General features: G+C 38.4%; 23 protein-coding genes. 7 read left to right on the top strand and 16 right to left on the bottom strand.

Features of this window, described 5'->3' with window-relative positions; all coding sequences use genetic code 11:
• Window positions 1–62: 62 nt before the first annotated feature.
• Complete coding sequence (locus tag G529_RS0114015) at window positions 63–785, top strand: YebC/PmpR family DNA-binding transcriptional regulator (protein ID WP_026916126.1); 723 nt, start codon at window positions 63–65, stop codon at window positions 783–785.
• Here the strand turns inward: G529_RS0114015 and G529_RS0114010 are convergent, their stop codons facing one another.
• Together G529_RS0114010 and G529_RS0114005 are read right to left on the bottom strand one after the other, a co-directional pair.
• Window positions 786–1,325 (bottom strand): 1-acyl-sn-glycerol-3-phosphate acyltransferase, encoded by a 540-nt coding sequence (locus G529_RS0114010; protein ID WP_026916125.1) that lies wholly within the window; start codon window positions 1,323–1,325, stop codon window positions 786–788. It lies immediately after the preceding gene.
• Window positions 1,326–1,328: 3 nt separating this feature from the next.
• Window positions 1,329–2,528: a proline dehydrogenase family protein gene (locus G529_RS0114005; protein WP_026916124.1), complete on the bottom strand. Its 1,200-nt coding sequence runs from the start codon at window positions 2,526–2,528 to the stop codon at window positions 1,329–1,331.
• Between the two features lie 89 nt (window positions 2,529–2,617).
• Here G529_RS0114005 and aroB point away from each other — a divergent pair, with 89 nt between their 5' ends.
• Window positions 2,618–3,703 (top strand): 3-dehydroquinate synthase, encoded by a 1,086-nt coding sequence (gene aroB / locus G529_RS0114000; RefSeq protein ID WP_026916123.1) that lies wholly within the window; start codon window positions 2,618–2,620, stop codon window positions 3,701–3,703.
• Between the two features lie 74 nt (window positions 3,704–3,777).
• On the top strand, window positions 3,778–4,077 hold the full coding sequence (locus G529_RS0113995; RefSeq protein WP_026916122.1) for a hypothetical protein: 300 nt from the start codon (window positions 3,778–3,780) through the stop codon (window positions 4,075–4,077).
• A gap of 58 nt (window positions 4,078–4,135) precedes the next feature.
• Here G529_RS0113995 and G529_RS0113990 read toward each other — a convergent pair whose 3' ends face one another.
• From G529_RS0113990 to G529_RS0113965, 6 genes are all read right to left on the bottom strand, one after another.
• Window positions 4,136–4,684 (bottom strand): type 1 glutamine amidotransferase domain-containing protein, encoded by a 549-nt coding sequence (locus G529_RS0113990; protein WP_026916121.1) that lies wholly within the window; start codon window positions 4,682–4,684, stop codon window positions 4,136–4,138.
• 102 nt (window positions 4,685–4,786) lie between these two features.
• A complete protein-coding gene (locus G529_RS0113985; protein ID WP_026916120.1) occupies window positions 4,787–5,779 on the bottom strand; it encodes a YihY/virulence factor BrkB family protein in 993 nt (330 codons plus the stop codon).
• A complete protein-coding gene (locus G529_RS0113980) occupies window positions 5,779–6,297 on the bottom strand; it encodes a DinB family protein (RefSeq protein ID WP_026916119.1) in 519 nt (172 codons plus the stop codon). Before G529_RS0113980 ends, G529_RS0113985 begins: the two co-directional genes overlap by 1 nt.
• On the bottom strand, window positions 6,297–8,870 hold the full coding sequence (locus G529_RS0113975) for a phosphoenolpyruvate carboxylase (protein ID WP_026916118.1): 2,574 nt from the start codon (window positions 8,868–8,870) through the stop codon (window positions 6,297–6,299). The genes G529_RS0113980 and G529_RS0113975 overlap by 1 nt, the downstream gene beginning before the upstream one ends.
• 91 nt (window positions 8,871–8,961) lie before the next feature.
• A complete protein-coding gene (locus tag G529_RS0113970; protein ID WP_026916117.1) occupies window positions 8,962–9,441 on the bottom strand; it encodes an Lrp/AsnC family transcriptional regulator in 480 nt (159 codons plus the stop codon).
• 73 nt (window positions 9,442–9,514) lie between these two features.
• Window positions 9,515–10,672: a DUF2817 domain-containing protein gene (locus tag G529_RS0113965; RefSeq protein ID WP_051201464.1), complete on the bottom strand. Its 1,158-nt coding sequence runs from the start codon at window positions 10,670–10,672 to the stop codon at window positions 9,515–9,517.
• Between the two features lie 280 nt (window positions 10,673–10,952).
• On the opposite strand from G529_RS0113965, the gene G529_RS0113960 reads away from it, so the two are divergent.
• Entirely contained in the window at window positions 10,953–11,372 is a 420-nt protein-coding gene (locus tag G529_RS0113960; protein ID WP_026916115.1) for a helix-turn-helix transcriptional regulator, read from the top strand.
• Window positions 11,373–11,402: 30 nt separating this feature from the next.
• Window positions 11,403–11,783, top strand: coding sequence for a hypothetical protein (locus G529_RS0113955; protein WP_026916114.1), 381 nt, complete (start codon window positions 11,403–11,405; stop codon window positions 11,781–11,783).
• A gap of 1 nt (window position 11,784) precedes the next feature.
• On the opposite strand, the gene mscL is transcribed toward G529_RS0113955, so the two are convergent.
• The 6 genes from mscL to G529_RS0113920 all read right to left on the bottom strand — a co-directional run bounded on the left by mscL (window position 11,785) and on the right by G529_RS0113920 (window position 19,821).
• Window positions 11,785–12,231, bottom strand: coding sequence for a large conductance mechanosensitive channel protein MscL (mscL, locus tag G529_RS0113950; protein ID WP_026916113.1), 447 nt, complete (start codon window positions 12,229–12,231; stop codon window positions 11,785–11,787).
• Window positions 12,231–14,876 carry a DNA gyrase/topoisomerase IV subunit A gene (locus G529_RS0113945; protein WP_026916112.1) on the bottom strand — a complete coding sequence of 882 codons (2,646 nt, stop codon included), beginning with the start codon at window positions 14,874–14,876 and terminating at the stop codon, window positions 12,231–12,233. Before G529_RS0113945 ends, mscL begins: the two co-directional genes overlap by 1 nt.
• Complete coding sequence (locus G529_RS0113940) at window positions 14,876–15,367, bottom strand: hypothetical protein (protein ID WP_026916111.1); 492 nt, start codon at window positions 15,365–15,367, stop codon at window positions 14,876–14,878. Before G529_RS0113940 ends, G529_RS0113945 begins: the two co-directional genes overlap by 1 nt.
• Window positions 15,364–17,226: a DNA topoisomerase IV subunit B gene (locus G529_RS0113935; RefSeq protein WP_026916110.1), complete on the bottom strand. Its 1,863-nt coding sequence runs from the start codon at window positions 17,224–17,226 to the stop codon at window positions 15,364–15,366. Before G529_RS0113935 ends, G529_RS0113940 begins: the two co-directional genes overlap by 4 nt.
• A 157-nt stretch (window positions 17,227–17,383) precedes the next feature.
• Window positions 17,384–18,478 (bottom strand): redox-regulated ATPase YchF, encoded by a 1,095-nt coding sequence (gene ychF / locus G529_RS0113925; RefSeq protein ID WP_026916109.1) that lies wholly within the window; start codon window positions 18,476–18,478, stop codon window positions 17,384–17,386.
• Window positions 18,479–18,624: 146 nt separating this feature from the next.
• Window positions 18,625–19,821, bottom strand: a complete 1,197-nt coding sequence (locus tag G529_RS0113920; protein WP_026916108.1) for a coiled-coil domain-containing protein — start codon at window positions 19,819–19,821, stop codon at window positions 18,625–18,627.
• Between the two features lie 261 nt (window positions 19,822–20,082).
• On the opposite strand from G529_RS0113920, the gene G529_RS0113910 reads away from it, so the two are divergent.
• Window positions 20,083–21,363, top strand: a complete 1,281-nt coding sequence (locus G529_RS0113910; RefSeq protein WP_245566935.1) for a carboxypeptidase-like regulatory domain-containing protein — start codon at window positions 20,083–20,085, stop codon at window positions 21,361–21,363.
• Between the two features lie 70 nt (window positions 21,364–21,433).
• On the opposite strand, the gene G529_RS0113905 is transcribed toward G529_RS0113910, so the two are convergent.
• On the bottom strand, window positions 21,434–22,015 hold the full coding sequence (locus G529_RS0113905; RefSeq protein ID WP_026916106.1) for a T9SS type A sorting domain-containing protein: 582 nt from the start codon (window positions 22,013–22,015) through the stop codon (window positions 21,434–21,436).
• Window positions 22,016–22,227: 212 nt separating this feature from the next.
• Between G529_RS0113905 and G529_RS0113900 the strand changes: the two genes are divergently transcribed.
• The gene (locus G529_RS0113900; protein WP_026916105.1) at window positions 22,228–23,106 is read left to right on the top strand and encodes an AraC family transcriptional regulator; all 879 of its coding nucleotides are present in this window, start codon (window positions 22,228–22,230) and stop codon (window positions 23,104–23,106) included.
• Between the two features lie 43 nt (window positions 23,107–23,149).
• Here the strand turns inward: G529_RS0113900 and G529_RS0113895 are convergent, their stop codons facing one another.
• Window positions 23,150–23,500 carry a 4Fe-4S dicluster domain-containing protein gene (locus tag G529_RS0113895; protein WP_026916104.1) on the bottom strand — a complete coding sequence of 117 codons (351 nt, stop codon included), beginning with the start codon at window positions 23,498–23,500 and terminating at the stop codon, window positions 23,150–23,152.
• Window positions 23,501–23,537 lie beyond the last annotated feature (37 nt).

The following is a 23,537-nucleotide window of genomic DNA, read 5'->3' as shown; positions in this document are numbered from 1 at the left end:
CTTCTACATATTGTATTTAGGAGCTTTTTTATATTTTTGCGCGAACCTAATTATTTTTTACGATGGGAAGAGCCTTTGAATTTCGCAAAGCACGTAAGATGAAACGCTGGTCTGCAATGGCTAAAGCATTTACCAGAATTGGTAAAGATATTGTTATGGCCGTTAAAGAAGGTGGACCAGATCCAGACACGAACGCTAAACTTCGTGCTGTAATACAGAATGCGAAGAGTGTTAATATGCCTAAGGATAATATCGAGCGTGCGATTAAACGTGCATCAGATAAAAACCAGGGTGATTACAAAGTGGTTCTTTTTGAAGGCTATGCTCCTCATGGGATAGCTGTACTTGTGGAAACTGCTACCGACAATAATAACAGGACTGTTGCGAACATACGCTCTCACTTCAATAAATCTGATGGAAACCTGGGTACTTCAGGGTCTGTGGAATTCATGTTCGATCACACCTGTAATTTCAGAATTAATGCTGAAAATCAGGACCCGGAAGAACTTGAGCTGGAATTAATAGATTTTGGTGCTGAAGAAGTTTTTGAAGATGAAGACGGTATTCACATTTATGCACCATTCGAGTTTTTTGGAGCCATTCAGAAGGAATTGGAAAACAGAAATATGGAGATTTTGTCTTCAGGATTCGAAAGAATTCCTCAGGTTACCAAACCTCTAAATGCTGAACAGGCTGCTGATGTTGAGAAATTGCTGGAAAAACTGGAAGAAGACGATGATGTCCAGAATGTATATCATACAATGGAAACTCCAGATGAAGAATAACTAGAAATTTTCTTTAATTTTTCCTTCCACACCTTTATAAAAATTGGTGATCGTTTTAAAATCTGAATCAAAATCTCCGCTAGGTTGAAAAGCATCGGAGATTTTTACTTTTTTAAGCTTATAATCGAACGAAACCATTACAATGGGGACTTCTGCCTTCAAGGCGATGTAATAAAAACCAGTTCTCCATTTATCGGTTTTTTCTCTGGTTCCTTCCGGAGATAAAGCTAATCGAAATACAGTTTTGTCCTCAAAAACTTTTGCGATGGATTCTACCTTATTTTTTTTTCCAGACCTATCCAGAGGCGCTCCACCTACCCATTTAAAATACCATCCAAAAGGAGGCCTGAATAATTCCTGCTTCCCCACAAAATTGAATTCTATGTTCATGATTTTCCGAACCAGAATTCCCAGAATAAAATCAAAAGAGCTTGTATGTGGAGCAACGATCACCACGCATTTTTTAGATCTGGATGTAAAATTATCCTCCAGGTGCCAGCCCAGAACTTTATAAAATAGAAAACCTGCCAGCCATCGCATACCTTATTCCCGGTGATGTTTGGTGGACTCATCTCCACGCCGGCGCTTTTTCTCTTCCCTTAGCAGAGAAAGCTCTCTACCAGTTTGACCTTTTACAGAAGTATTTTCCTGAGCACGTCTTAGCAAATATGGCACAACATCCCTCACAGGTCCAAATGGTACCAGCTTTACAGCATTATAACCTTTTTTGGCCATGTTATAACTAATATGATCACTCATACCGTATAACTGACTAAACCAGATTCTCTTATCGTCTATGGCGATCCCCTTGTCTTCCATGATCTGAAGCGCCAGGTAACTACTAACTTCGTTGTGGGTTCCAATGAACACAGAAATGTCTTCCAAATGATTTAAACAATAAGACATTACCGAGTTAAAATTAACATCGGTTGCCTCTTTGCTCTCACAAATTGGAGATGGATAACCAAGCTTCTTTGCTCTGGAATTCTCTTTCTCCATATAGGCACCTCTCACGATCTTAGCTCCAATTTTGAAACCTTCTTTCTTAGCCTGCTCATGGAGCTCTTTAAGGTAGTCCAGCCGATCCCATCGATAACATTGCAAGGTATTGAAGATAAGCACCTCATCGCGATTGTACTTTTTCATCATTTCCACCATAAGATCATCGGCGGCAGTTTGCATCCAGGTTTCTTCACCATCTGCATATAATCGCACTTTCAATTCATGCGCTCGCTTACATAAAGTTTCGACCCTGCTTCTAACACGATCCCACTCTTCCTTCTCGTCATCGGTTAAACTGAGTTTCTCACTAACTTTTTCCCAAATCGCAAACCTTCCAATTCCCGTAGGTTTGAACATGGCAAATGTGACCTCATCACTTTCCTTAGCATATTCAATAAGACTGAGCTTCTTGCTCATTGCGGCATCAAACTCCTCCTCACTTTCTTTACCTTCAACTGAATAATCAAGAATACTATGAAGGTTCTCCCCATACATTTCCTTGGTTACCGGCTTACAATCTTCCTCTGTAACCCCTCCACAAAATTGTTCGAAGATCGTCTTCTTAATGAGAGTTTCCACTGGTAGATGTAACTTAAGCGCCATTTTGGTTAATGCGCTCCCGGCTTTTACCAAAGCAGAATAATTCATCATGCCGAACAAAAAGATCGCACGATCCAGTTCTGAATTTGATTTAAGTTTGAATGCAGATTTTGTATTATTGAATATCTTCTTTCTTATCATTTCATGCTGTTAATCGGGCAAATATAATTATTGAAGATGACTATTTTCATAAATTCTCTTTAATTTCGGAAGCTCTAATTGCCAAGACCATGAATGAAGCTCAACATCCGGTAAATCCCGTTTTCTACGGTATTGAATCCTACCAAAAGATCAATCAATACATTCAGGAGAAAAAGCCTTCTTCTATATTCGTTCTGGTAGATACGAACACGCAGGATCATTGCCTTGCCTCGTTTCTAAAGTATATTTCCACCGATCTTCCAATTGAAGTTATAGAAATTGAAGCGGGAGAAGAAAATAAACATATCGAAACCTGCACGGGAGTCTGGAATGCATTATCGGAACTGGGTGCAGACCGTAAAAGCCTAATGATCAATCTTGGAGGTGGCGTTGTTACCGATCTGGGTGGTTTTGTAGCTTCAACTTTTAAACGAGGAATCCCCTTTATCAATGTTCCCACCACCCTACTTTCAATGGTAGACGCATCGGTTGGAGGTAAAACAGGTGTCGACCTTGGAAATTTAAAAAACCAGGTAGGAGTCATTGTACAGGCAGAAATGGTCCTGATTGATAGTAATTATCTGCAAACACTATCTCCCCGTGAGATGCGAAGTGGCCTTGCTGAAATCCTGAAACATGGTCTGATAGCAGACGAGACTTACTGGAATCGATTAAAAGACTTGAGCTCACTTGATTTATCAGATCTCGATGTGATCATTGAACATTCTGTCAATCTGAAAAGCAAAATCGTAAAACAAGATCCGTACGAGCGTACCATTAGAAAAAATCTCAATTTTGGACATACGCTGGGACATGCCATCGAATCATTCTATTTAACCCATCCTGAAAAGGACAAATTACTACATGGAGAGGCAATTGCCATTGGAATGATCCTGGAATCATTTATATCTACAGAATTACTGAAGTTCCCTTCAAACAAATTACAGGAAATTACCACTACCATTATCAAACTTTTTGGTGGTGTTGCTATTGACATGAAGGATATTAATGAGATCAATTCCCTGCTTAAACATGATAAAAAGAACTCGAACGGAAAAGTGAAATTCGTATTACTGGAGGATATATCCTGTCCAAAACGAGATATAGAAGTACCTGAAGACCTGATTATCAAATCTTTTGAGTTTTACAGTTCGCTGAATTTAACTAATCATTAATTTAATTGAATATCTTCCTACCTCCTTGTGTAGCGTTTGATATTTTATTTATACTTGCATAAACCAATCACACTATGAAAAGGATAATTGTAGACTATAAAAAGCTTACTCCTGAAATTCTTGGACTTCTTGTGGAGAAATATCCTGATGGATATGATGATGACCAGGTTATCGCTTTCAAGAATGCTAAAAACGAGACTGTTGAAGCCGTTGAAGTGAAAACGGAAGATACGATTTACCTTGTTAAGGTAAGTACAAGACTAGAAAGCACCATGGCTAACTTCGACGAAGATGATTATGATGACTCAGAATATAATGATCCAATCGTAGATATTCCTGAGAAGGATGATATCGAAGAGGACGAAGACAAATAATTAAATATAAAAGGGACGCAATTGCGTCCCTTTTACTTTGTATACTATATAATGTAGATTATGCGTGTTGCAAATCGTGCTTACCTTCTTTGATTTCTTCAATGACTTTCGCGTTGAATGCTGGTAAATCATCAGGATTTCTACTAGTTACTAATGCCTCATCTACCACGACTTCCTGGTCTACCCAAAGTGCTCCTGCGTTCTCAAGATCTTTACGCACACTGCTGAAAGAAGTCATTGTTCTGCCTTCTACCACATCTGCGCTAATTAATGTCCAGGGAGCATGGCATATTGCGCATACAGGTTTGCTTTGCTTAAAAAAGTCTCTCACAAAGATTAAAGCATTCTCATCTCTTCTTAGGTTATCAGGATTGATAACTCCTCCTGGTAGCACTAATGCGTGATAGTCTTTTGCTGAGACCTCATCCAGGGTTTTATCTACTTCAAAATCTTTTCCCCAGTTATCTCCATCCCAAGATTTAATTTTTCCAGATTTTAAGCTTACAACCTCTACTTTAAAACCTTCTTTTTCCATCGCCTCTTTTGGTGATGTAAGTTCTACTTCCTCAAATCCATCTGTTGCTAAAATTGCAATTCTCTTATCCATAATTTTTCTTTTTTTAGTTATTCAAAGATACTATTAGGATAGTTGCTTCTGTATTAAGAGGCTATTAAAACTAAGGGGTCAACAGTTAAGAATATTTAAAAACTAAGGATTCCCTGTATCCTTATCGGTATCCAGGTAAGACTTCAAACGGTCCACGATATATTTTTCTTCCTTCAGCTGAACCTTCCTCTGTTCAAGCTTTTTCATTTCCTGGTAGATGGCTGGTTCACCAAAACGATTGGGCTCCACCTTTTCTTTCTTCAGAAGCGCATATTGTACGGTAAATTCAGCACCGAAGAAGAGGATCAAACAGGTATAGTATACCCAAAGCAGGATTAGCACTACAGATGAAGCACCTCCGTAAACCGACGCTGGATCACTCTGACCAAAATAAATGCTAATCAATGTTTCGCCGATTATAAAGAGTGCGGTAGTTAAAGCGGCGCCTGTGTAAGTGGTTTTGAGTCTGATCTTGATATCAGGTAAAAGCTTAAAGATCATCGCAAACAGTGTGGTAATAAAAAAGAACGTAAGCGCATAATTAAGTATGTACATTGCTACCTGCGTAATATCAGGTATAAGCTGCTGCATAGTTTCAGTAATCAGTTTCAAGATTGTCGAAACTACCAGGGCTATAAGTAGTAACAACCCGATAACGACGACCATACCCAGGGATATTACACGATCCAGAACCATGCGTAGAAAATTGGTATTCCTGGCTGCCACGTTCCATATATTATTCATAGCAATTTTAAGCTGAAAAAAAACTCCGGTCGCACCAAAGATCAGCATTGCCAAACCAAAAATAATAGCCAGTGTGGAATCCTGGGATAGAGCAGCATTTTCTATCATGCCCTCAATGGCCTTGGAAGCTTCGGTTCCAATAAACTCTCCAATTTCACCTGTCAGCCTGCCCTGCACCGCCTCCCTTCCGAAGAAATATCCCGCAATACTTACTACAATGATTAATAAAGAAGGTAATGAGAATAACGCATAATAAGCAATGGTAGCACTCTTGGCGTATGGTTCATTCTTATCCCAGCTTATATAAGTCTTCTTAAGAAGCTTACCGAAGACTTTAATCTTGTTAAACATTAAAGATATTTCTCTTTGATCACCTCCATATGATGCATTACGTGACCTACCATCATAAATCCTAAGGCTCTTGGTGTTGCATTCAGGTCATTCATAACCCCGCTAACCCTGAGCATATCTGGGGTCATGGACTTGAAGAGAATAACTCCGGCTTCTCTTACAATCTGATATTCCTTGATTAGTTCGGCTTTCGCTCTGTGTTCGGCACGGCTATTCAAAACATAAATATCATGATCAAAACCAGGTAATGGTTGTGGTTCGTTACGCGCAATAGCAAGTGCTCGGAATTGGAAAATTCTTTCAGTATCTATGATATGCTGTATCATTTCTTTTAAAGTCCACTTCCCTTCAGCATATCGAAACTCCCATTTCTCCTCCGGAATTGTTTCCAGAAATTGTAAGAATTCCGTTGAATTTTGTTCCAAACTTGGAACTAATTCCGCTTCAGGTTTCAATCTATCGATATAACCTCTATAAAATTCACCAATTTCACCCTTAGTAAGCTCAGATTTTTGCATTAAGCTGAATTTCTGCTAGCGTTAATATTGCCATATAACGAGCGTGTTACCATTTTTTCATAAACTTCAAGCGCCTCCTGATTAGCTTCCGGGTTTTTGCTCAGCTCTTGCACCATTCTTAAGGCATGCTGCTGAATAGTAAGCAATGGCAGTACAATTCGTTCACGCGCCTGTATAGACGCCTTACCTGCTGGCTGATTTTGCATCAAGCTGTTATAACCAGTAACTTTCAACAGCATTCTTTTGGAACGTTCAAACTCATCATGAATTAGTGTCCAGAATTCTCCAAACTCTTCATCTTCTTTCATGTAAGCCGTTAACGGAAAAAATGATTTCGTTAAACTCATCATACTATTTTCGAGCAAGGTCTTAAAGAACTCAGAATTGTTATAAAGTTCCTGTACTTCGTTAAACCTACCCTGTTTGTCTAATTCTTCCATGGCAGTTCCTACTCCAAAAAATCCAGGTACGTTTTGCTTAAGCTGGCTCCAGCTTCCCACAAATGGAATTGCTCTCAAATCTGATAAATTAAGTTCTGCAGATTTATTACGCTTGCTTGGTCGGCTCCCGATATTGGTTTTCGCATAGTATTTGAGCGTACTCATTTTTTCCAGGTATGGAATAAATCGAGGATGTTGTTTGAAATCTGTATACGTTTTGTAGCTAATTTCAGCCAGCTCGGTCATTGTATTGCGATCCTGATCATTCAGTTTATTTTTACCTTCGCTAAATATTTCATTTGAAACACCTGAACTTAGCAGTTGTTCGAGGTTATATGTACAACTGTCTTTTGTTCCAAAATTAGAGCTAATCGTTTGCCCCTGGACTGTTAGATGTATTTCTTCATTTTCAATCGTTGGTCCTAAGGAAGCATAGAATTGGTGAGTTTTACCGCCTCCTCTCGCTGGTGGTCCACCACGTCCATCAAAAAAGACCACTTTGATTCCATATTCTCTGGATATTCTGGTAAGTTCTTCTTTGGCTTTATAAATACTCCAGTTCGCCATTAAATAGCCACCGTCTTTGGTTCCATCGCTAAAACCTAACATGATCGTTTGTTTATTCCCACGTCTTTCAAGATGTTCCTTATACACCGGATTCCTGTATAATGTCCCCATAACGTGATGTGCCTCCCTTAGATCTGGCACTGTTTCAAATAATGGAATTACGTCTACGCTGGGGTTATTCCAGCCACACAAATTCATGTATAAATAGGGCTGCAATACCCCTTCCACACTTCCGCAGTTACTAATAATATAGCGATTCGCTCCCTGCTCTCCGTTCTTTTCCTGAATTTCCTTCATCGCATAAATTGAAGACAATGTTGATCTGGTCATTCCCTCTTCAAATTCATCAGGATTTAGCTGGGCATTTGTCGTAGTCATTAGAGCAATCTTCTCTTCTTCCGAAAGACTCTCAAAATTGGCCGGAACCAGGTCTGGTTTAAACTTCATTAGATCTGCAAATACTTCTTCGTGTTTTGAACTGTCCTGCCTGATATCCAGTGTGGCAAAATGAAAGCCGAAAAGCTTTACTTTGTTGATCATGTCATCCAGTTCTTCCAGATACAATGACTGGTGCTTGTCCACCAGGATACTTCTTGCAGTTTCGAGCTTATTCAGTAATTGCTCTAAAGATATATGAAGGGTATCTGAATTTGTCACCGCAGAATCATACAGCGCCTTTTCAATTTCTGCCATGATCTCATTGATCTCTCTGAAGGTAAGTCTTCTTTTCAATTTACGTATATCACGGTAATAGTTTAAAAGAATGGTACGGCGTAATCTACGTGCAACCCGCAATGTAATTTCAGTAGTCACAAATGGATTTCCATCTCTGTCACCTCCAGGCCAGAATCCAAGACTTATTACCTGGTTTTCCACATTTTCTCCATCGAAAATATTCTGCTGGATATAATTGTGAATTTTACTCGCACTTTGATAAAATACATTTTCAAAATACCAAATCAGGCTTACGGCCTCATCATATGGCGTTGGTTTTTCTTTATTAAAGAATGGAGTCTTACCAAGTTGAGCTAACAATTGCTTGATGCGAACAAGGTCATTTTTTTGAATTGCCTTGTCCAAATCTGTTATAATCCCTAAGACCGCACCAGGATAAAATTGTGTTGGATGCGCTGTTAATGTAGGTCTTACATTGAATCTCTTCAAGTATTCCTTTAACTGCTCTGTTTTCTGCTTCGCCTCTGCTTCTTCCTTTACACTTCTTAAAGTACCACGGCCGTCCATGTTGTTCACTACCGGAAAGGAAGCATCTTCGATGGCATCGAATAATACAACCTGCCGTTCTATATACTGAATGAAACGAAAAAGCAAATCGTTACGTTCATCTTCCGTTGGTGTTTCGCCATAACGTTGAAAAAATTGTGATACAATTTCAGACGGATTCTTATTTTCGGAAAAACCGCGTTCGCAGAGTTCCTGAAAAAGTGGTAACAGCGCTCCGGTCTTTTCTATCTCATCATATGGTAAGGTAAGGAAGATACTATTGTAGACCTGGTATTTTGCCAGCACATTGTCATTAAATCTATCTAAACGAGGTTCTCTATTCATAATTAAATTTATTTTTCAACTGATTTAAAAGTATAAAAAAACCCTCTAAACAGCTAGGCTTAGAGGGTCTTTATTAAAAGTTTAATATTAATTACATCTCTTTGAAAATGGAATGCATTAAACGTTTTTTATCATTGATGCTTTCTTCCAGAGAGATCATCGTTTCGGTTCTGTAAACGCCTTCGATGTCATCAAGCTGGAAAATGATCTCCTTGGCGTGTTGAGTATTTTTGGCTCGAATTTTACAAAAGACATTGAATTTACCTGTAGTTACATGAGCAACAGTAACGAATGGAATTTCATTAATTCTTTCCAATACAAATTTTGTTTGTGATGTGTTCTTTAGAAAAACTCCAACATAGGCGATAAAAGCATATCCAAGTTTTTTGTAATCCAGCGTTAAAGATGAACCTATGATAATTCCAGCTTCTTCCATTTTCTTTACACGAACATGAACAGTTCCGGCAGATATCAACAGTTTTTTTGCGATATCAGTAAAGGGTGTTCTGGTGTTCTCGATCAACATATCAAGAATCTGGTGGTCGGTGTCGTCTAATTTAAACTTAGCCATCTTGAATTTTCTTTTTTTAATGAAATTCAAAATTAATACAAAATCGTTGAATTATTGCTAATTAAAATGACATTTATTGGGGATTTAGCTCAATAATTTCATCATTTAAGATGATTTTATTAACTATAACGTTTTCGGAAATCGGAGCTCCATTAAGCAATTCAATTTTTCTACCTTCTGCATCAATTTCATGATGTCCATAAAAGTTCGCGTTCTGAGTGATTTTTTCGATTACCGGAACAAAACGGATTTCCATGATATCTAAAATTTCTTTGAACTGTATTAAAACATTCTTTTGAACTCCACCGATATCTACATTTTTTAAAATGATATCGCGCAATAGCTTCGCATTCTCAGGGATCTTAAAATAATCCTGATGATAATGACTGGACTCGGCAGCGATATGAAATAAACAACTGCGTAAAGCTTTATATACATATTTTCTGGTCACATCTCTCCGGTAGTCCCCGGGGTAGTGTCCCGCTTCAAAAAGTATGGTTGGTGTTTGCAGAGCCTGAAAAGTATCTCCTGCGCAATTAATATTGAAACCGTCATCATACCGGCCTATTCCATCGCCTAGTTCATCTTCGAGATCCTGAACCATACCGGCAATTAACGCCATACTCTTTTTACGAGCATCTGTAATAGTGCGGTTGCTATCACTGGATGGCGTGAGAAAGGAAAGGATTGCAGGTCGACTTGATTGTCCTGCACTAAAGATTGTTCTTTGATCATGAAGATTTAAACAATAATCAGGCTTGAATTCCCTGTAAATATCCATCAATACTCTACTTTCTGGTTGAGAGAGATCCTGCATGTCCCTGTTTAAGTCAATACCATTTGCGTTTACCCTGGTATAGTATGCCGCTCCATCTGGATTTAATATTGGAATAATGTATAGCGTGAGATGATCCAGAACTGAGCTGTCATCAGAGCTATTTCCCTCCATTGCTACGGAATGCAGGAAATCCAGTACAGCCTTGGTCGTCGTAGATTCGTTTCCATGCATCTGCGACCATATTAGCACGCGTTTTTTACCGTTGCCAATCTGAAGTCCATAAATGTTCTTTTGTTCTACTGAAGTTCCAATGGTTTGAAAATTCAATTGACTGGAATGCTTACTAATGAAATCTTCAAGCTGATCATTATGAAGATATCGACCTGACACTCTTCTATACTTTATTCTGTCATACTCCTGATTACTGAGCCAAATTTTTCTTTCCTTTCTCATGTTTACAAAATTAAACAATCAAGTATTTACATTTGTAAACCGCAAAAATTGAGTTCCTAGTTTACAGTTGTAAATAGGCTTCGTTCGATCACTTCTTTGCAGCTTGGAAAATATCCTAAATGATCTTGTTTGAAGGTTTAAACATTGCATTTCAACGTTTTATATAGTCAAACTTCAAGCTTTTGTTTAATTTTAAATGACGAGTTTACAGATGTGTATTTATATAAAATAAGCCTATATTTACATTTGTAATCAGTCGCTAAAGCAAAGAAAATTTACAATGGTAAACACAGAGCAATTTGGAAACAGACTACAAAAAATGCTGGAATACTATGACCTTTCAGCTGCTTCCTTTGCAGATAAAATAGAAGTAGGACGCTCTTCCATTTCGCATATTCTATCAGGTAGAAACAAACCCAGTCTGGATTTTGTCATGAAAGTCGTTAAGAATTTTCCTGAAGTAGAACTATACTGGCTATTGAATGGCAAAGGAACCTTCCCTCCCAGACCAACCTCGGCAGAGAAGGAAAATATATTGAAGGACATCAAAGAAGATGTTCCACAAAAATATCCAACCGTGAATACAAGTCCTTCTGAAAAGAAAAAAATACCGGTTGAAAACTTGGAATCTCTTCAAAGAAAAATCAAAAGAATCGTATTGTTTTATGAAGACGGCAGCTTTGAAGCTTTCGAAAATTGATTTTCTTTTAGGTATGAAGTAACTTGCAGTATGAAAAGAATAATTGCAATCAGCGCTGTATTATCACTGATGTTAAGCTCTTGTTTTGAAGCCAAAAGAAATTGCGCGGATTTTAGAACAGGAACTTTTGAATTTGAGACTTATATCAATGGAGAATTACAGAAATCCACCTTTGTAAGGAACGACTCTCTGGAGATCGAATTTTTTCAGGGTAGAACAGATACCAGTTCTGTAAGATGGATTAATCCTTGCGAGTACATTCTTAAAAATACGAATCCTAAGAATATGGCTGAGCAGAAGCCTATTCACATGAAAATACTTACTACTTCTGAAGATAGGTACACGTTCGAGTACGGGCAGGTTGGTGAAACGCAAAAGGCACGTGGAGAAGTTATAAAAGTTTCAGAATAAGTTAAGACTGCTTTTCACGCAATAATTTATTCTGTTCTTCCATAAGATCGTTAAGGCTGGATAGCAATTCGATATCCTTCGGAGTAACAACTTTACTGTTTTTAGGATCCTGAGCTTTATTACGAAAACGATTCATAAATTTCACCACAATAAAGACAACAAAGCCAATTACGAAAAAATCCACCAGTGTTTCTATAAGAAGTCCATATCCAATAGAAACTTCATTGACGTAATCTGCAGCACCCTCGGTTCCTACTCCTTCCTTTAGAATGATCTTTCTGTCGGCATAATTTACGCCATCGGTAATCATGCTTAGTGGTGGCATGATAATCTGTTTGACCAGTACATCCACAACCTTATTAAAAGCCGTACCTATAATGATACCCACGGCCATATCGATCATGTTGCCTTTTACGGCAAATTCTTTGAACTCCTTAAATAATCCCATTATTCATCAAATAGTGAAGGTTGACCATCGCTTCCAGATTTTTTTTCCGGAGCTTTGATCGTCCCATTTTTAATAGCTTCCGCAGTAATATTATCTTCGGAATCTTCTGAAGTTTCTTCTGTTACTTCATTCTCCTTTTGTCCTTCATAAGGTATGGGATCCAGAAGATTGATCTGGTTAACCTTTTCCGAAGTCAGTTGATTCCCTAAAGCCTTAATTCCTTTTACTGAAATAAACTCTTCTATATTTATTTGTTCATTCTCACGCCTCTCTTTACCCTTAGGTTTCGTATAAACAATTTCCGCCATCGGGAAATAATCTGTTGATACCATTTCAAGGTAAGAATCTTCATGCTCACTAATAAATTTCTCTTCCTTATCCGGATGCTCAATAACAAAACGTTTCACATAATAGCGCTCCTTTTCAGGTTCCCAGTAGATTGCCGAAATTGGTTTGTTTACCACCCATTTTTCTAGGATGACCATTTCTTCGTCAAATCTCGTGGTTAATTCAGGTTTTATAGTTTTTGCCACGCCGTCCTGAGTTACTATTAGCAGCCTGTCTTCTCCCTTAAACTCCCCAAGAAGTTCACCTCGCTCATCTACATTCAGTCGTTTGACCGTTTCATCAAACCAGATTCTTCTAGGCTTTAAGGTAGATACACCTTCTTCCTTCAGCTCAATACGTTTTACAGAATATTTGGTGACAATATTTCCTTTTACGTTTCGACCTTTAATTGAAATATCTGCAAAGTCTACATCGAATTTCACTTTTCTGATGCTGCCCACCTGTCTAAGTAGCACGGTGATTACTTCAGCTTCTCCATTAGGATTGGCGGTGAAATACAAGACTTTACTATCCTTTTTACCCTGTGTTAGATCATACTCCCGATCCCTGGTCACTGAGGTAACTGCGAATCTTTTCACGTAAGTATTACCACCTTTTCCATCGCGATAGATCATATTATAGATCGTACGTTTATCTTTTTTCTTAAATATGGCTACGTGTATGATATCCTTTCCGATAAAAGTTTTAGTATCTACTTTTGTTACCATCATCTTTCCATCGGCTGTGAAGCAAATGACATCATCAATGTCTGAACAATCGGTTACGTATTCATCCTTTTTAAGACTGGTTCCTACAAAACCCTCTGCTCTGTTCACATAAAGCTTGGTATTGCGTATGACAACTTTGGTAGCCTCTATATCTTCGAATAGCCTGAGTTCGGTTTTTCGTTCTTTGCCTGTTCCATAATCTTTCTTTAATTTCTGAAAGTAATCTACGGCAAAGTCTACCAGATTATCAAGATGATGCTTGACCTCGGCGATCTCACCTTCAAGCGCATCGATTTTCTGCTGTGCTTTATCTATATCAAACTTGGAAATTCTTTTAATTCTGATTTCGGTAAGTCTAACGATATCCTCTTCCGTAACTTCCCGTTTCAAATGTGTAGTGAATGGACGAAGTCCGCTATCAATAGCTTTTATTACTCCTTCCCAGGTCTCCTCTTCCTCGATATCACGATAGATCCGGTTTTCTATAAATATTCTCTCCAGTGATGCAAAGTGCCATTGTTCCTGAAGTTCATCCAGTTTGATTTCAAGTTCGCGTTTAAGAAGATGCAACGTATGATCTGTAGATCTTCTCAATACTTCCGAAACTCCTAAAAATACAGGCTTGTGATCAATAATTACACATCCTAGCGGTGATAATGAATTTTCACACTGAGTAAATGCATAAAGCGCATCTATAGTTCTGTCTGGCGAAATATTATTTGGCAGATGAATGAGGATCTCTACTTCAGCTGCAGTATTGTCCTCAATCTTTTTTATCTTAATCTTACCTTTTTCATTCGCTTTGAGTATCGAGTCTATTAAGCTCCCGGTATTGGTTCCATAAGGAATTTCGTTGATTACCAGGGTATTTTTGTCCAGCTGATTGATACGTGCACGTATACGTACTCGACCTCCTCTTTTTCCATCATTATAATTTGAGACATCTGCTATGCCTCCGGTTGGAAAATCGGGAAATAATTTGAAGCTTTTCCCTCGAAGATGTTTGATCGAGGCATCAATAAGTTCATTGAAATTGTGTGGTAGAAATCTTGTACTTAGTCCAACAGCAATTCCTTCAGCTCCCTGAGCCAGAAGCATTGGAAATTTTACCGGAAGATTGACCGGTTCCTGTTTTCTGCCATCGTACGATAACTGCCATTCTGTAAGCTTCGGACTAAATAAAACTTCCAATGCAAATTTTGAAAGCCTTGCTTCAATATACCTCGGTGCGGCTGCGCGATCACCTGTTAAAATATTTCCCCAGTTACCCTGCGTGTCAATTAAAATATCTTTCTGGCCAATTTGCACCATCGCGTCTCCAATACTGGCATCACCATGAGGGTGATACTGCATGGTATGACCAACAATATTCGCTACTTTGTTATAACGACCATCGTCCAGATCCTTCATGGAATGCATAATACGGCGTTGAACAGGCTTAAACCCATCCTCTATCGCCGGTACAGCTCGTTCCAGGATTACATAAGATGCATAATCCAGGAACCAGTCTTTGTACATTCCGGTTACCTTTATTAATTCTTCCTTATTTTCAAATTGCTCATCCTGAGCTCCATCAAGGTTTTCTTCCATTAGGCAGTCACTTTGGGGATGTTTTCGAGAACTTTATTCAGTGAATCCACTAAACCCCTTTTCTTTTTTCGGTTTAAAAATGTGGTATTAAAAGTATACTTCCGGTATCCTTTTTTTCTTCTTGAGTTGATATAGATCGTAAGAGCCGAATAGATCCCGACATCATAGAATTTAAACTTCCCTAATTTTCTCTTCGGAAATTCAGCCTTTTTCACACGATATTCCATGAATTTCGATAAGAAGACCCCATTATTTTTGAAGTTTAAAGTTTCTCCATCACTATCAAAATCGAAAGCCTGTCCAATGCGATGAACATATAAACCTAAAAGCAAAGTGATCATATTTGGCAGAAAATGACCAAAGGTTATTTCCTGTTCAGAATCTGAGGCCATGATCTCGATATTCACAAAAAGATTGGTTACAAATACCGCGACTAGCACGATATAGATCGATGGGATTATCTTGACTTCGCTTTTATTGGTAAATCTCATATGCCAAGTTCGTCCACGAGATCAAGTTCAACTTTAAGATTATCGATAATGAATTCCTGCCTGTCTGGTGTGTTCTTACCCATATAGAAGCTAAGCATTTCTTCTATGGATTTATCCTTATCCAGCATCACAGGATCCAAGCGTATATCTTCTCCAATAAAATGCACAAACTCATCTGGCGAAATCTCTCCCAGACCCTTAAAACGAGTTATTTCAGGCTTGCCTTTCAACTTTTCCATAGCCTGCTTTCGCTCCATCTCGCTGTAACAGTAAATAGTCTCTTTTTTATTTCTAACCCTGAATAATGGGGTTTGTAGAATGTAGAGATGATTTTCTTTTATAAGTTCCGGGAAAAACTGAAGGAAAAACGTAATCAAAAGCAATCTTATATGCATTCCATCAACATCGGCATCTGTTGCAATAACTATATTATTATAACGTAGATCTTCCAGCGAATCTTCAATGTTCAATGCAGCTTGTAGCAAATTAAACTCCTCATTTTCATAGACGATCTTTTTGGTGAGTCCGTAACTATTAAGCGGTTTTCCCTTTAAACTGAAAACTGCCTGAGTGACCACATCCCTGCTTTTTGTAATCGATCCGCTTGCCGAATCGCCCTCGGTTATAAAAAGGGTTGTTTCAAGGCAACGTTCATGTTTACTATCGCCAAGGTGAATTCTACAGTCTCTTAATTTTTTATTATGAAGACTGGCTTTTTTGGCTCTATCCTTTGCCAGCTTTCTAATACCTGAAAGATCCTTGCGTTCACGTTCGGCCTGTAAAATCTTTCGCTGCAGGTTTTCTGCAGTCTCAGGGTTCTTGTGAAGATAATTATCCAGATTTCTCTTAATGAAATCATTGATATAAGTTCTTACTGTAGGCAGTTCACCACCCATATCTGTAGAACCCAGTTTTGTTTTCGTCTGACTCTCAAATACCGGCTCCATCACTTTGATACTGATAGCGCTAACAATAGATTTTCGAATATCACTGGCTTCATAATTCTTGCCGTAAAATTCACGAACTGTTTTCACGATCGCTTCCCTAAAGGCTGCCAGGTGAGTTCCACCCTGGGATGTATTTTGACCATTTACAAAACTGTGATACTCCTCACTATATTGAGTCTTGCTGTGGGTGATCGCTGCCTCAATGTCATCGCCCCGCAGGTGAATAATAGGATATAGCATGTCATCGTCATGGATACTATCTCCCAGCAGATCTTTCAGACCATTTTCAGAATAAAATTTCTCTCCGTTGAAAACGATGGTTAAACCCGGATTGAGGTAAACATAGTTCTTCAACATCTTCTCTATATATTCATTCCTGAATTTATAGTTCTTGAAAATTAACTCGTCTGGAATAAAAGTAATCTTGGTTCCTCGTCGTCGCGATGTTTCCTCAAGATGCTCTTCATCCTGAAGTTCCCCCTTGGCAAACTCAGCTGCGTGGCTCTTGCCATCTCGCGAGGACTCCACCCTAAAATAAGATGACAAAGCATTTACTGCTTTTGTACCTACTCCATTTAACCCAACAGACTTTTTAAAGGCCCTGCTATCATACTTACCACCGGTATTCATTTTGGATACCACATCCACTACCTTACCCAGTGGAATCCCCCTACCAAAATCACGAACGATGACTCGCTGATTCTGTACAGAGATTTCGATGGTCTTTCCTGCACCCATCACGAACTCATCGATACTGTTATCGATGACTTCTTTTAACAATATATAAATACCATCATCCTGGCTGGAGCCATCTCCCAGTTTCCCGATATACATACCAGGTCGCATTCGGATATGTTCCTTCCAGTCTAGAGACCGAATATTATCTTCGGTGTACTTAGTATTTTCGCTCATATGGATTTATGGAGTTTCGGTCTAAATATAAGGTAATAGCCAAAAAACTGAAACAGTTCCAGAGGAAAGTAATTAACAAAGATTTTGGATACGCTGTTAATTAAAACAGCAATGTAGAATTAAGCTTTCGAGATAGTTGGAAAACCAGTATAATGTCCTAAACGTTGAATCTAAAGTGCATTACATCACCATCCTTGACAATATAATCCTTTCCTTCCACACGCATTTTACCAGCTTCCTTAACCTTAGCCTCACTTCCGTAGCTAACATACTCATCATAACCTATAACTTCAGCACGAATAAATCCTTTTTCAAAATCTGTATGGATCACACCTGCTGCCTGTGGCGCTGAAGATCCAACCGGGATAGTCCAGGCCCGTACTTCTTTTACTCCAGCTGTGAAATAGGTTTGTAGATCCAGCAATTTGTAAGCTCCTCGAATTAGTTTAGCAGAACCTGGTTCTTCCAGTCCAATATCCTGCAGGAACATCTGTCTTTCTTCAAAATCATCAAGCTCAGTAATATCAGCTTCAGTTCCAACTGCAAGCACTAGAACTTCCGCGTTCTCTTCTGCTACGGCTTTTCGAACTTTCTCCACGTGCTCATTTCCATCCACCGCTGCGCTTTCATCTACATTACAAACATACATTACCGGCTTATCTGTGATAAATTGTAACGGTGCGATGAACTCTTTACGCTCATCTTCTGTAAGGTCTATCGCACGAACAGATTTCCCAGCCTCAAGTCCAGTTTTAACCTTTAGCAAAGCGGCTTCTTCTTTTTGAGCTTCTTTGTTTCCAGTTCTGGCAGCACGCTTAACTTTTTCAAGTTTCTTTTCTGCTGTTTCGAGATCTTTCAGTTGTAATTCCATATCTATGGTTTCCTTATCCCTAATAGGATCTATGGAACCATCTACGTGCACGATATTATCGTCCTCAAAACATCTTAAAACATGAAGAATTGCATCGGTTTCCCTGATATTACCCAAAAATTGATTCCCCAGTCCTTCACCTTTGCTGGCGCCTTTTACCAAACCGGCTATATCAACGATCTCAACAGTGGCTGGAATTACTTTTTCCGGGTCTACCAGCTCTTCCAGTTTTAGCAGTCTGCGGTCCGGAACATTTACAACTCCTACGTTAGGCTCTATAGTGCAAAATGGAAAATTAGCGCTTTGAGCTTTAGCGTTACTCAGGCAGTTGAAAAGGGTTGATTTTCCTACGTTTGGCAGTCCTACAATTCCGGCTTTCATATACTATATTTTAGATGCTATGTTTTTGCGGCTGCAAAGATAGGTATTAGATTTGAATATAACATATATCCTATCTGGCAGTCTAAAAGATTAAAAAGCCTGTAAGTAGTTTACAGGCTTTTTAATTTCATTGACGTTAACGTAAATTACTCTACAATATACATTTCATTGGAAGCCCTTATATATTCCTGCGGATTAAAAGTGCTCTCAAAACTATTTCTTACAAGATCCAGTTTTAATCTCAGGTTTTTCATTTCATCTTTTAGAAATGGATCATTTTCATACTTAGCGATCAACTTTTCATATTTCTCCAGGTTTTCCAGGATTCTGAAGGTGAGCATACCAAATCGTATTTTCAAATTCTGCACCGTTAGCATCTGGTCATGATACTCCTGCTTCCAGTTTTCCGGATTGATTTTTCGCTCTTCCACGATCTTGTTTTCGGCGATTTTGGAAATATCAAGAATGTATTGAGTTCTCTTCTTGGCATCAGTTTCATTAGTAAACCTTTCAGTAAAACTATTACGGGAAATTCCGAGAATCTCCACAAGGTTGTCGTCTATAGCTTCCTGTTGCAATTCTTTGAGTTCACTAAGGTTTTTATTAATTCCTTCCCACTCAGTTTCGATAAGATCTTTGTCATGAGTGAACTGAGAAATACTGGTAGTAAGCTTAAGCATTTTTATGCTTTTTTCTCTTAAATCCTTGTCCCTTCGGTTTAATGAACCAACAAACTGACTAATTCCATCGATAAGACTGCCTGCAAACATTCCTGTAAAAGGCGTTCCTTTAGCCAGGTCTCCTGTCACCTGTAACATATGATTTAAAGCTTCCAGTTTGGCATCCTCCTTTTTCTCCTCTTCGATATAACCCTTAAATTTTCCAAACCATTGCTGGTAACCTTCATAATTCATAGGATTACTCACCTTATCCAGTGTAGAGTAAAATTCGCGTGAGCTATTAAAAAGACTTAGAGGCTTAATTTCACGCTCCATGGAAGCCAGGTTTAAAACTGCTGAGCTATAATTGTATTTATAAACACTTACCGTATTTTTATCGATCTCCTCCTGTCTTTGCTCTAAAAACTTAACCCGCTCCAGCAGTTTTTCTACTTTTTCTGAAGCCGAATTGGATGTTCGAATACTCTCATCCAGATTGTTGATCTTTGAATCGATCTCTTTAATTCTGAATTCCAGATTCTGACTCAATAAGGAACGTTCCCGGTTTAATTCTTTTAGTACCTGCTCGGTAACTGAAGCGCTTTGATCTTCACCATATAGTTGTGCTGAAGCTGAAATACTTCCGAAGAAAACGAATAGAACGGTAAAATATAATCTATACATAGTTAATTGGTTTTGAAATCGTTTGATAACGAAGAACTGATGGTCATATTTCATGCCATTTGAAAATTTAGGTGTTAATGAACCCAGTATCTTAAAATGTGTGGATTCCTGCTACAATATGAGTTTAACCGCAGCCTTTCAAAATTTTAAAAATATACAGTTTGAAAGATTAACAATCGTTCAAATCAATTATTGAGGGATTCACATCTTTATAAGTATTTAAATAGTTATATTGTATAAGTTTATGTAAACTTTAATATTATGATGATGAATGCAAAACTTTTAGACCCTATTTCAGGAAGAAGTCGATTAATATTCTTCCTTAGTTTTATTCTAGGATCATTACAAATTTATGCTTTTCAGCCTTCAACGAAAGCGTTTAATGAATATAAAGGTGAAGTGGTGAACGAAAGAACCGGAAGACCAATTTCTTCAGCATACCTTTCCCTGAATAATAGCAACATATCCACCATTACAAACGCCGATGGTGTATTTTCATTGAAGGTTCCAGAAGATATGACAGAAGCTACGGTGACCATTTCTGTACTTGGATTTCAAAGTAAGACATTACCCCTGGACTATTTTAAACCTGAAGACACCAGAATAGAACTTTCAGAAACCATGGAAGAACTTACGGAAGTGAGTCTTTACCAGGCTACCAATCCGCGATTGCTTGTACAGGAAATGCTGGACAGGAAGGATGAAAATTATCTTTCAGACCAGAGTATCATGACTTCTTTTTACCGCGAAACGATCAAAAAAGGCTGGAGCAACGTAAGTCTTTCTGAAGCTGTCGTGAAGATTCACAAGACTTCTTACAATGACAGTAAGAAGGATCTTGTTTCACTCTATAAAGCCAGGAAAAGCACAGATTATGATAAGCTTGATACACTAGCTTTGAAATTACGAGGCGGTCCTTTCAATACTTTATATCTTGATATGATGAAGTACACAGAGTATGTGCTAAGACCAAGGATGATGGATAGTTATGATTTTAGTTTCGATGAACCAGCCAAAATCAACGACCGTTTCACCTATGTAGTAAATTTCAGGGAACGTGATGAGTCAGACCCATGGTATTATGGAAAACTCTTTATTGACGCTGAAACTTCTACTCTTGTAAAGGCAGATTACAATCTTAATGTAGATAACAGGAATGCCGCCCAGGAAATGTTCGTTAAGAAAAAACCGAATGGTGCAAAAGTATATCCAACCGAATTGAATTACCAGGTTGATTATGCCCAGAACAATGGAAAGTGGCATTTTGCTTATGGCAAAGCGCAGATGGATTATGTGGTAAACTGGAAAAAGAAAATTTTCAATTCTAAATATAAGATCAACAGCGAAATGGTGGTAACCGACTGGCAGCCGTATTCTGAAGAAGAGTTTAAAACCAACCAAGAGTTGATAAGGCCAAATATTGTAATGGTAGATGATGTTTCAGGATTCTACGATGCCCAGTTCTGGGGAAATAATAATATTATCGAACCCGAGAAATCCATTCAGAATGCGATTGATAAGATCAAACGTAAAATGGATTAGATAAATTAAGTTTAAAAATAAAAAACCCGCCAGCCGGCGGGTTTTTTATTTTTGAATCGAATTAAACTCGCTACCCTACTTCGATGATTTCTTCAAAACTATCTTCAGCAGTTTTAATTCTGAAGGTATATTTCCCAGATTCCACTCCCGAAAAATCGAAAGCCTTTCTAAGTTCTAGAGCCCTGGTCTGGTAATTCCCTACTCTAACTCCCGTGCTGTCATATACTTCAACACTGAGATTTGATTCGTTGAGGTTTGGCATGTAAACCACTACCTGGTCATCCACTATTTTAAAACAAGGCTTGAATGCAAATCTGGAATTGGCGGGGTCTATCATAATTTGATCATTCGACTTGGTAATAAGCGTGGTGGACTTGCTGTATTTCTTGTTGAGCACCAGCGAATAAGTTCCATCATATAATGACTCGAATTTAAATTTCTTGGAAAATTCGCCATTCGCATCCAGTTGGTCTCTGAAAATCACTTCGCCTCGCTGATTTAAGAGACTGAGCTCAGAGGCATTTTCAGTTTTTTGTATGCTTACGATAAGATTCTGTTTCTCAACTTTAAGCTTTACGCCGTCTGTGGCTGAACTACTTAATGATACCAGTAACATCATTGCTACTACGAAATTGTTGATCGCGTTTTTCATAATCTACAGTTTTAGGTTGTACTTGGATTAACTGTTGTAAACCTATCCCGAAAAGGCTTCAGAAAGTAGCGCAGAATAATCCAATTTATATACTCTATTAACCTTTCAAAATCTATTTCAAACGTTTTCGGTTAATCCAGTACATATAAATGCTAATTTTGTAATACCTGCAACTGTCCTATAAATGTAATTTTATATCTAAATGATATGCTATGAACGCAAGCTCAAAACCAAGGCTGGAAAGAATTGAACCAGGATTTGGCAGTTCATTTTCCTACCGAACTCATGATAAAAAGAATGTAGGCAGCAAGCAAACTTTCTGGCACTATCACCCGGAGATAGAACTTGTATATGTAAATGGTGGCTGCGGAAAAAGGCAAATAGGTAGTCATATTTCCTATTATAGGAATGGAGACCTATTACTAATAGGCTCCCTGTTACCACATTGTGCTTTTACCGATGGACTTACCAATCACAACTGCGAAACGGTTATCCAGTTTAAAGATGATTTTCTAGGGCAGGAATTTTTGAAAACTCCAGAAATGGGCAGAATACAGAATCTGCTGGAAAGGGCGAAAAAAGGAATTGTCTTTCATGGGGATAGTAAACGAAGCATCGGAGCTGATGTTGAATCTTTACAGGGACTCGATCCTTTCCAGAAATTACTCGGCTTGCTTCAGGTTCTAAATGCCCTCGAAAACACTAAAGATTATACTATTTTAAATGCTGAAGGTTTTCTCCTGGAAACCAATTTGCAGGATAATGACCGCCTTAATACCATTTTCAATTATGTGAAGGTGCATTTCCAAAGACCTATTAGTTTAGAGGAGATCAGCAATATGGTAAGTATGACCAACCCAGCCTTTTGCAGGTATTTTAAAAGAATTACCGGAAAAACATTCACTCAGTTCGTAAATGAGTATCGGCTTGCGCATGCGGCAAAGCTATTACACGAAAGGCAGATGAGTATAACCGATGTTTGCTTTGAAAGCGGCTTTAATAATTTCAGTCATTTCAACAAACAATTTAAATCATTTACCGGTAGGTCACCCTCTTTATACAGAAGGGAATTGAAATTCAGTATTACATAAAAAAAACCCGCCAGCTGGCAGGTTTTAAACGTTTCAAAAATTTTTAATCGTGGTGCATAAAGCTTTGTTTCTCCAGGAGCTTTTCTTCAGACTCCACATGCTCATCATCGGGAACACAACAATCCACGGGACATACTGCCGCACATTGAGGTTCTTCATGAAAACCTTTACACTCGGTACATTTATCTGGTACTATATAGTAAATTTCATCACTTAGCGGTTCCTGGGCTTCGTTAGCGTTTGCTTCTTTCCCTCCGGGAAGTACCACATCACCTTCAAGGTCGGTTCCATCTGCATATCTCCAGTCATCTGCACCTTCATAAATTGCCGTGTTAGGACACTCTGGTTCACATGCACCGCAGTTTATACATTCATCGGTTATTACAATTGCCATAGCGCTGTTTTTATTGGTAAATTTAAGTAGTAAGCGA

Source organism: Christiangramia portivictoriae DSM 23547, assembly GCF_000423045.1.
Taxonomy (GTDB): Bacteria; Bacteroidota; Bacteroidia; order Flavobacteriales; family Flavobacteriaceae; genus Christiangramia; species Christiangramia portivictoriae.
Note: the sequence above shows the minus strand (reverse complement) of the source record. Positions and strands in the feature narration are given on the sequence as shown.

Coding starts and splice junctions, on each gene's coding strand:
- aroB (WP_026916123.1), top strand. CDS start 2,618: ATGAATGAAGCTCAACATCCGGTAAATCCCGTTTTCTACGGTATTGAA.
- G529_RS0113985 (WP_026916120.1), bottom strand. CDS start 5,779: ATGTTTAACAAGATTAAAGTCTTCGGTAAGCTTCTTAAGAAGACTTAT.
- G529_RS0114010 (WP_026916125.1), bottom strand. CDS start 1,325: ATGCGATGGCTGGCAGGTTTTCTATTTTATAAAGTTCTGGGCTGGCAC.
- G529_RS0113965 (WP_051201464.1), bottom strand. CDS start 10,672: ATGAGAAAGGAAAGAAAAATTTGGCTCAGTAATCAGGAGTATGACAGA.
- G529_RS0113935 (WP_026916110.1), bottom strand. CDS start 17,226: ATGAGCGAAAATACTAAGTACACCGAAGATAATATTCGGTCTCTAGAC.
- G529_RS0113940 (WP_026916111.1), bottom strand. CDS start 15,367: ATGAGATTTACCAATAAAAGCGAAGTCAAGATAATCCCATCGATCTAT.
- G529_RS0113900 (WP_026916105.1), top strand. CDS start 22,228: ATGAACGCAAGCTCAAAACCAAGGCTGGAAAGAATTGAACCAGGATTT.
- G529_RS0113905 (WP_026916106.1), bottom strand. CDS start 22,015: ATGAAAAACGCGATCAACAATTTCGTAGTAGCAATGATGTTACTGGTA.
- ychF (WP_026916109.1), bottom strand. CDS start 18,478: ATGAAAGCCGGAATTGTAGGACTGCCAAACGTAGGAAAATCAACCCTT.
- G529_RS0113990 (WP_026916121.1), bottom strand. CDS start 4,684: ATGGATAAGAGAATTGCAATTTTAGCAACAGATGGATTTGAGGAAGTA.
- G529_RS0113945 (WP_026916112.1), bottom strand. CDS start 14,876: ATGGAAGAAAACCTTGATGGAGCTCAGGATGAGCAATTTGAAAATAAG.
- G529_RS0113960 (WP_026916115.1), top strand. CDS start 10,953: ATGGTAAACACAGAGCAATTTGGAAACAGACTACAAAAAATGCTGGAA.
- G529_RS0113975 (WP_026916118.1), bottom strand. CDS start 8,870: ATGAATAGAGAACCTCGTTTAGATAGATTTAATGACAATGTGCTGGCA.
- G529_RS0113970 (WP_026916117.1), bottom strand. CDS start 9,441: ATGGCTAAGTTTAAATTAGACGACACCGACCACCAGATTCTTGATATG.
- G529_RS0113955 (WP_026916114.1), top strand. CDS start 11,403: ATGAAAAGAATAATTGCAATCAGCGCTGTATTATCACTGATGTTAAGC.
- G529_RS0113895 (WP_026916104.1), bottom strand. CDS start 23,500: ATGGCAATTGTAATAACCGATGAATGTATAAACTGCGGTGCATGTGAA.
- G529_RS0114015 (WP_026916126.1), top strand. CDS start 63: ATGGGAAGAGCCTTTGAATTTCGCAAAGCACGTAAGATGAAACGCTGG.
- G529_RS0113910 (WP_245566935.1), top strand. CDS start 20,083: ATGATGATGAATGCAAAACTTTTAGACCCTATTTCAGGAAGAAGTCGA.
- G529_RS0114005 (WP_026916124.1), bottom strand. CDS start 2,528: ATGATAAGAAAGAAGATATTCAATAATACAAAATCTGCATTCAAACTT.
- G529_RS0113920 (WP_026916108.1), bottom strand. CDS start 19,821: ATGTATAGATTATATTTTACCGTTCTATTCGTTTTCTTCGGAAGTATT.
- mscL (WP_026916113.1), bottom strand. CDS start 12,231: ATGGGATTATTTAAGGAGTTCAAAGAATTTGCCGTAAAAGGCAACATG.
- G529_RS0113980 (WP_026916119.1), bottom strand. CDS start 6,297: ATGCAAAAATCTGAGCTTACTAAGGGTGAAATTGGTGAATTTTATAGA.
- G529_RS0113995 (WP_026916122.1), top strand. CDS start 3,778: ATGAAAAGGATAATTGTAGACTATAAAAAGCTTACTCCTGAAATTCTT.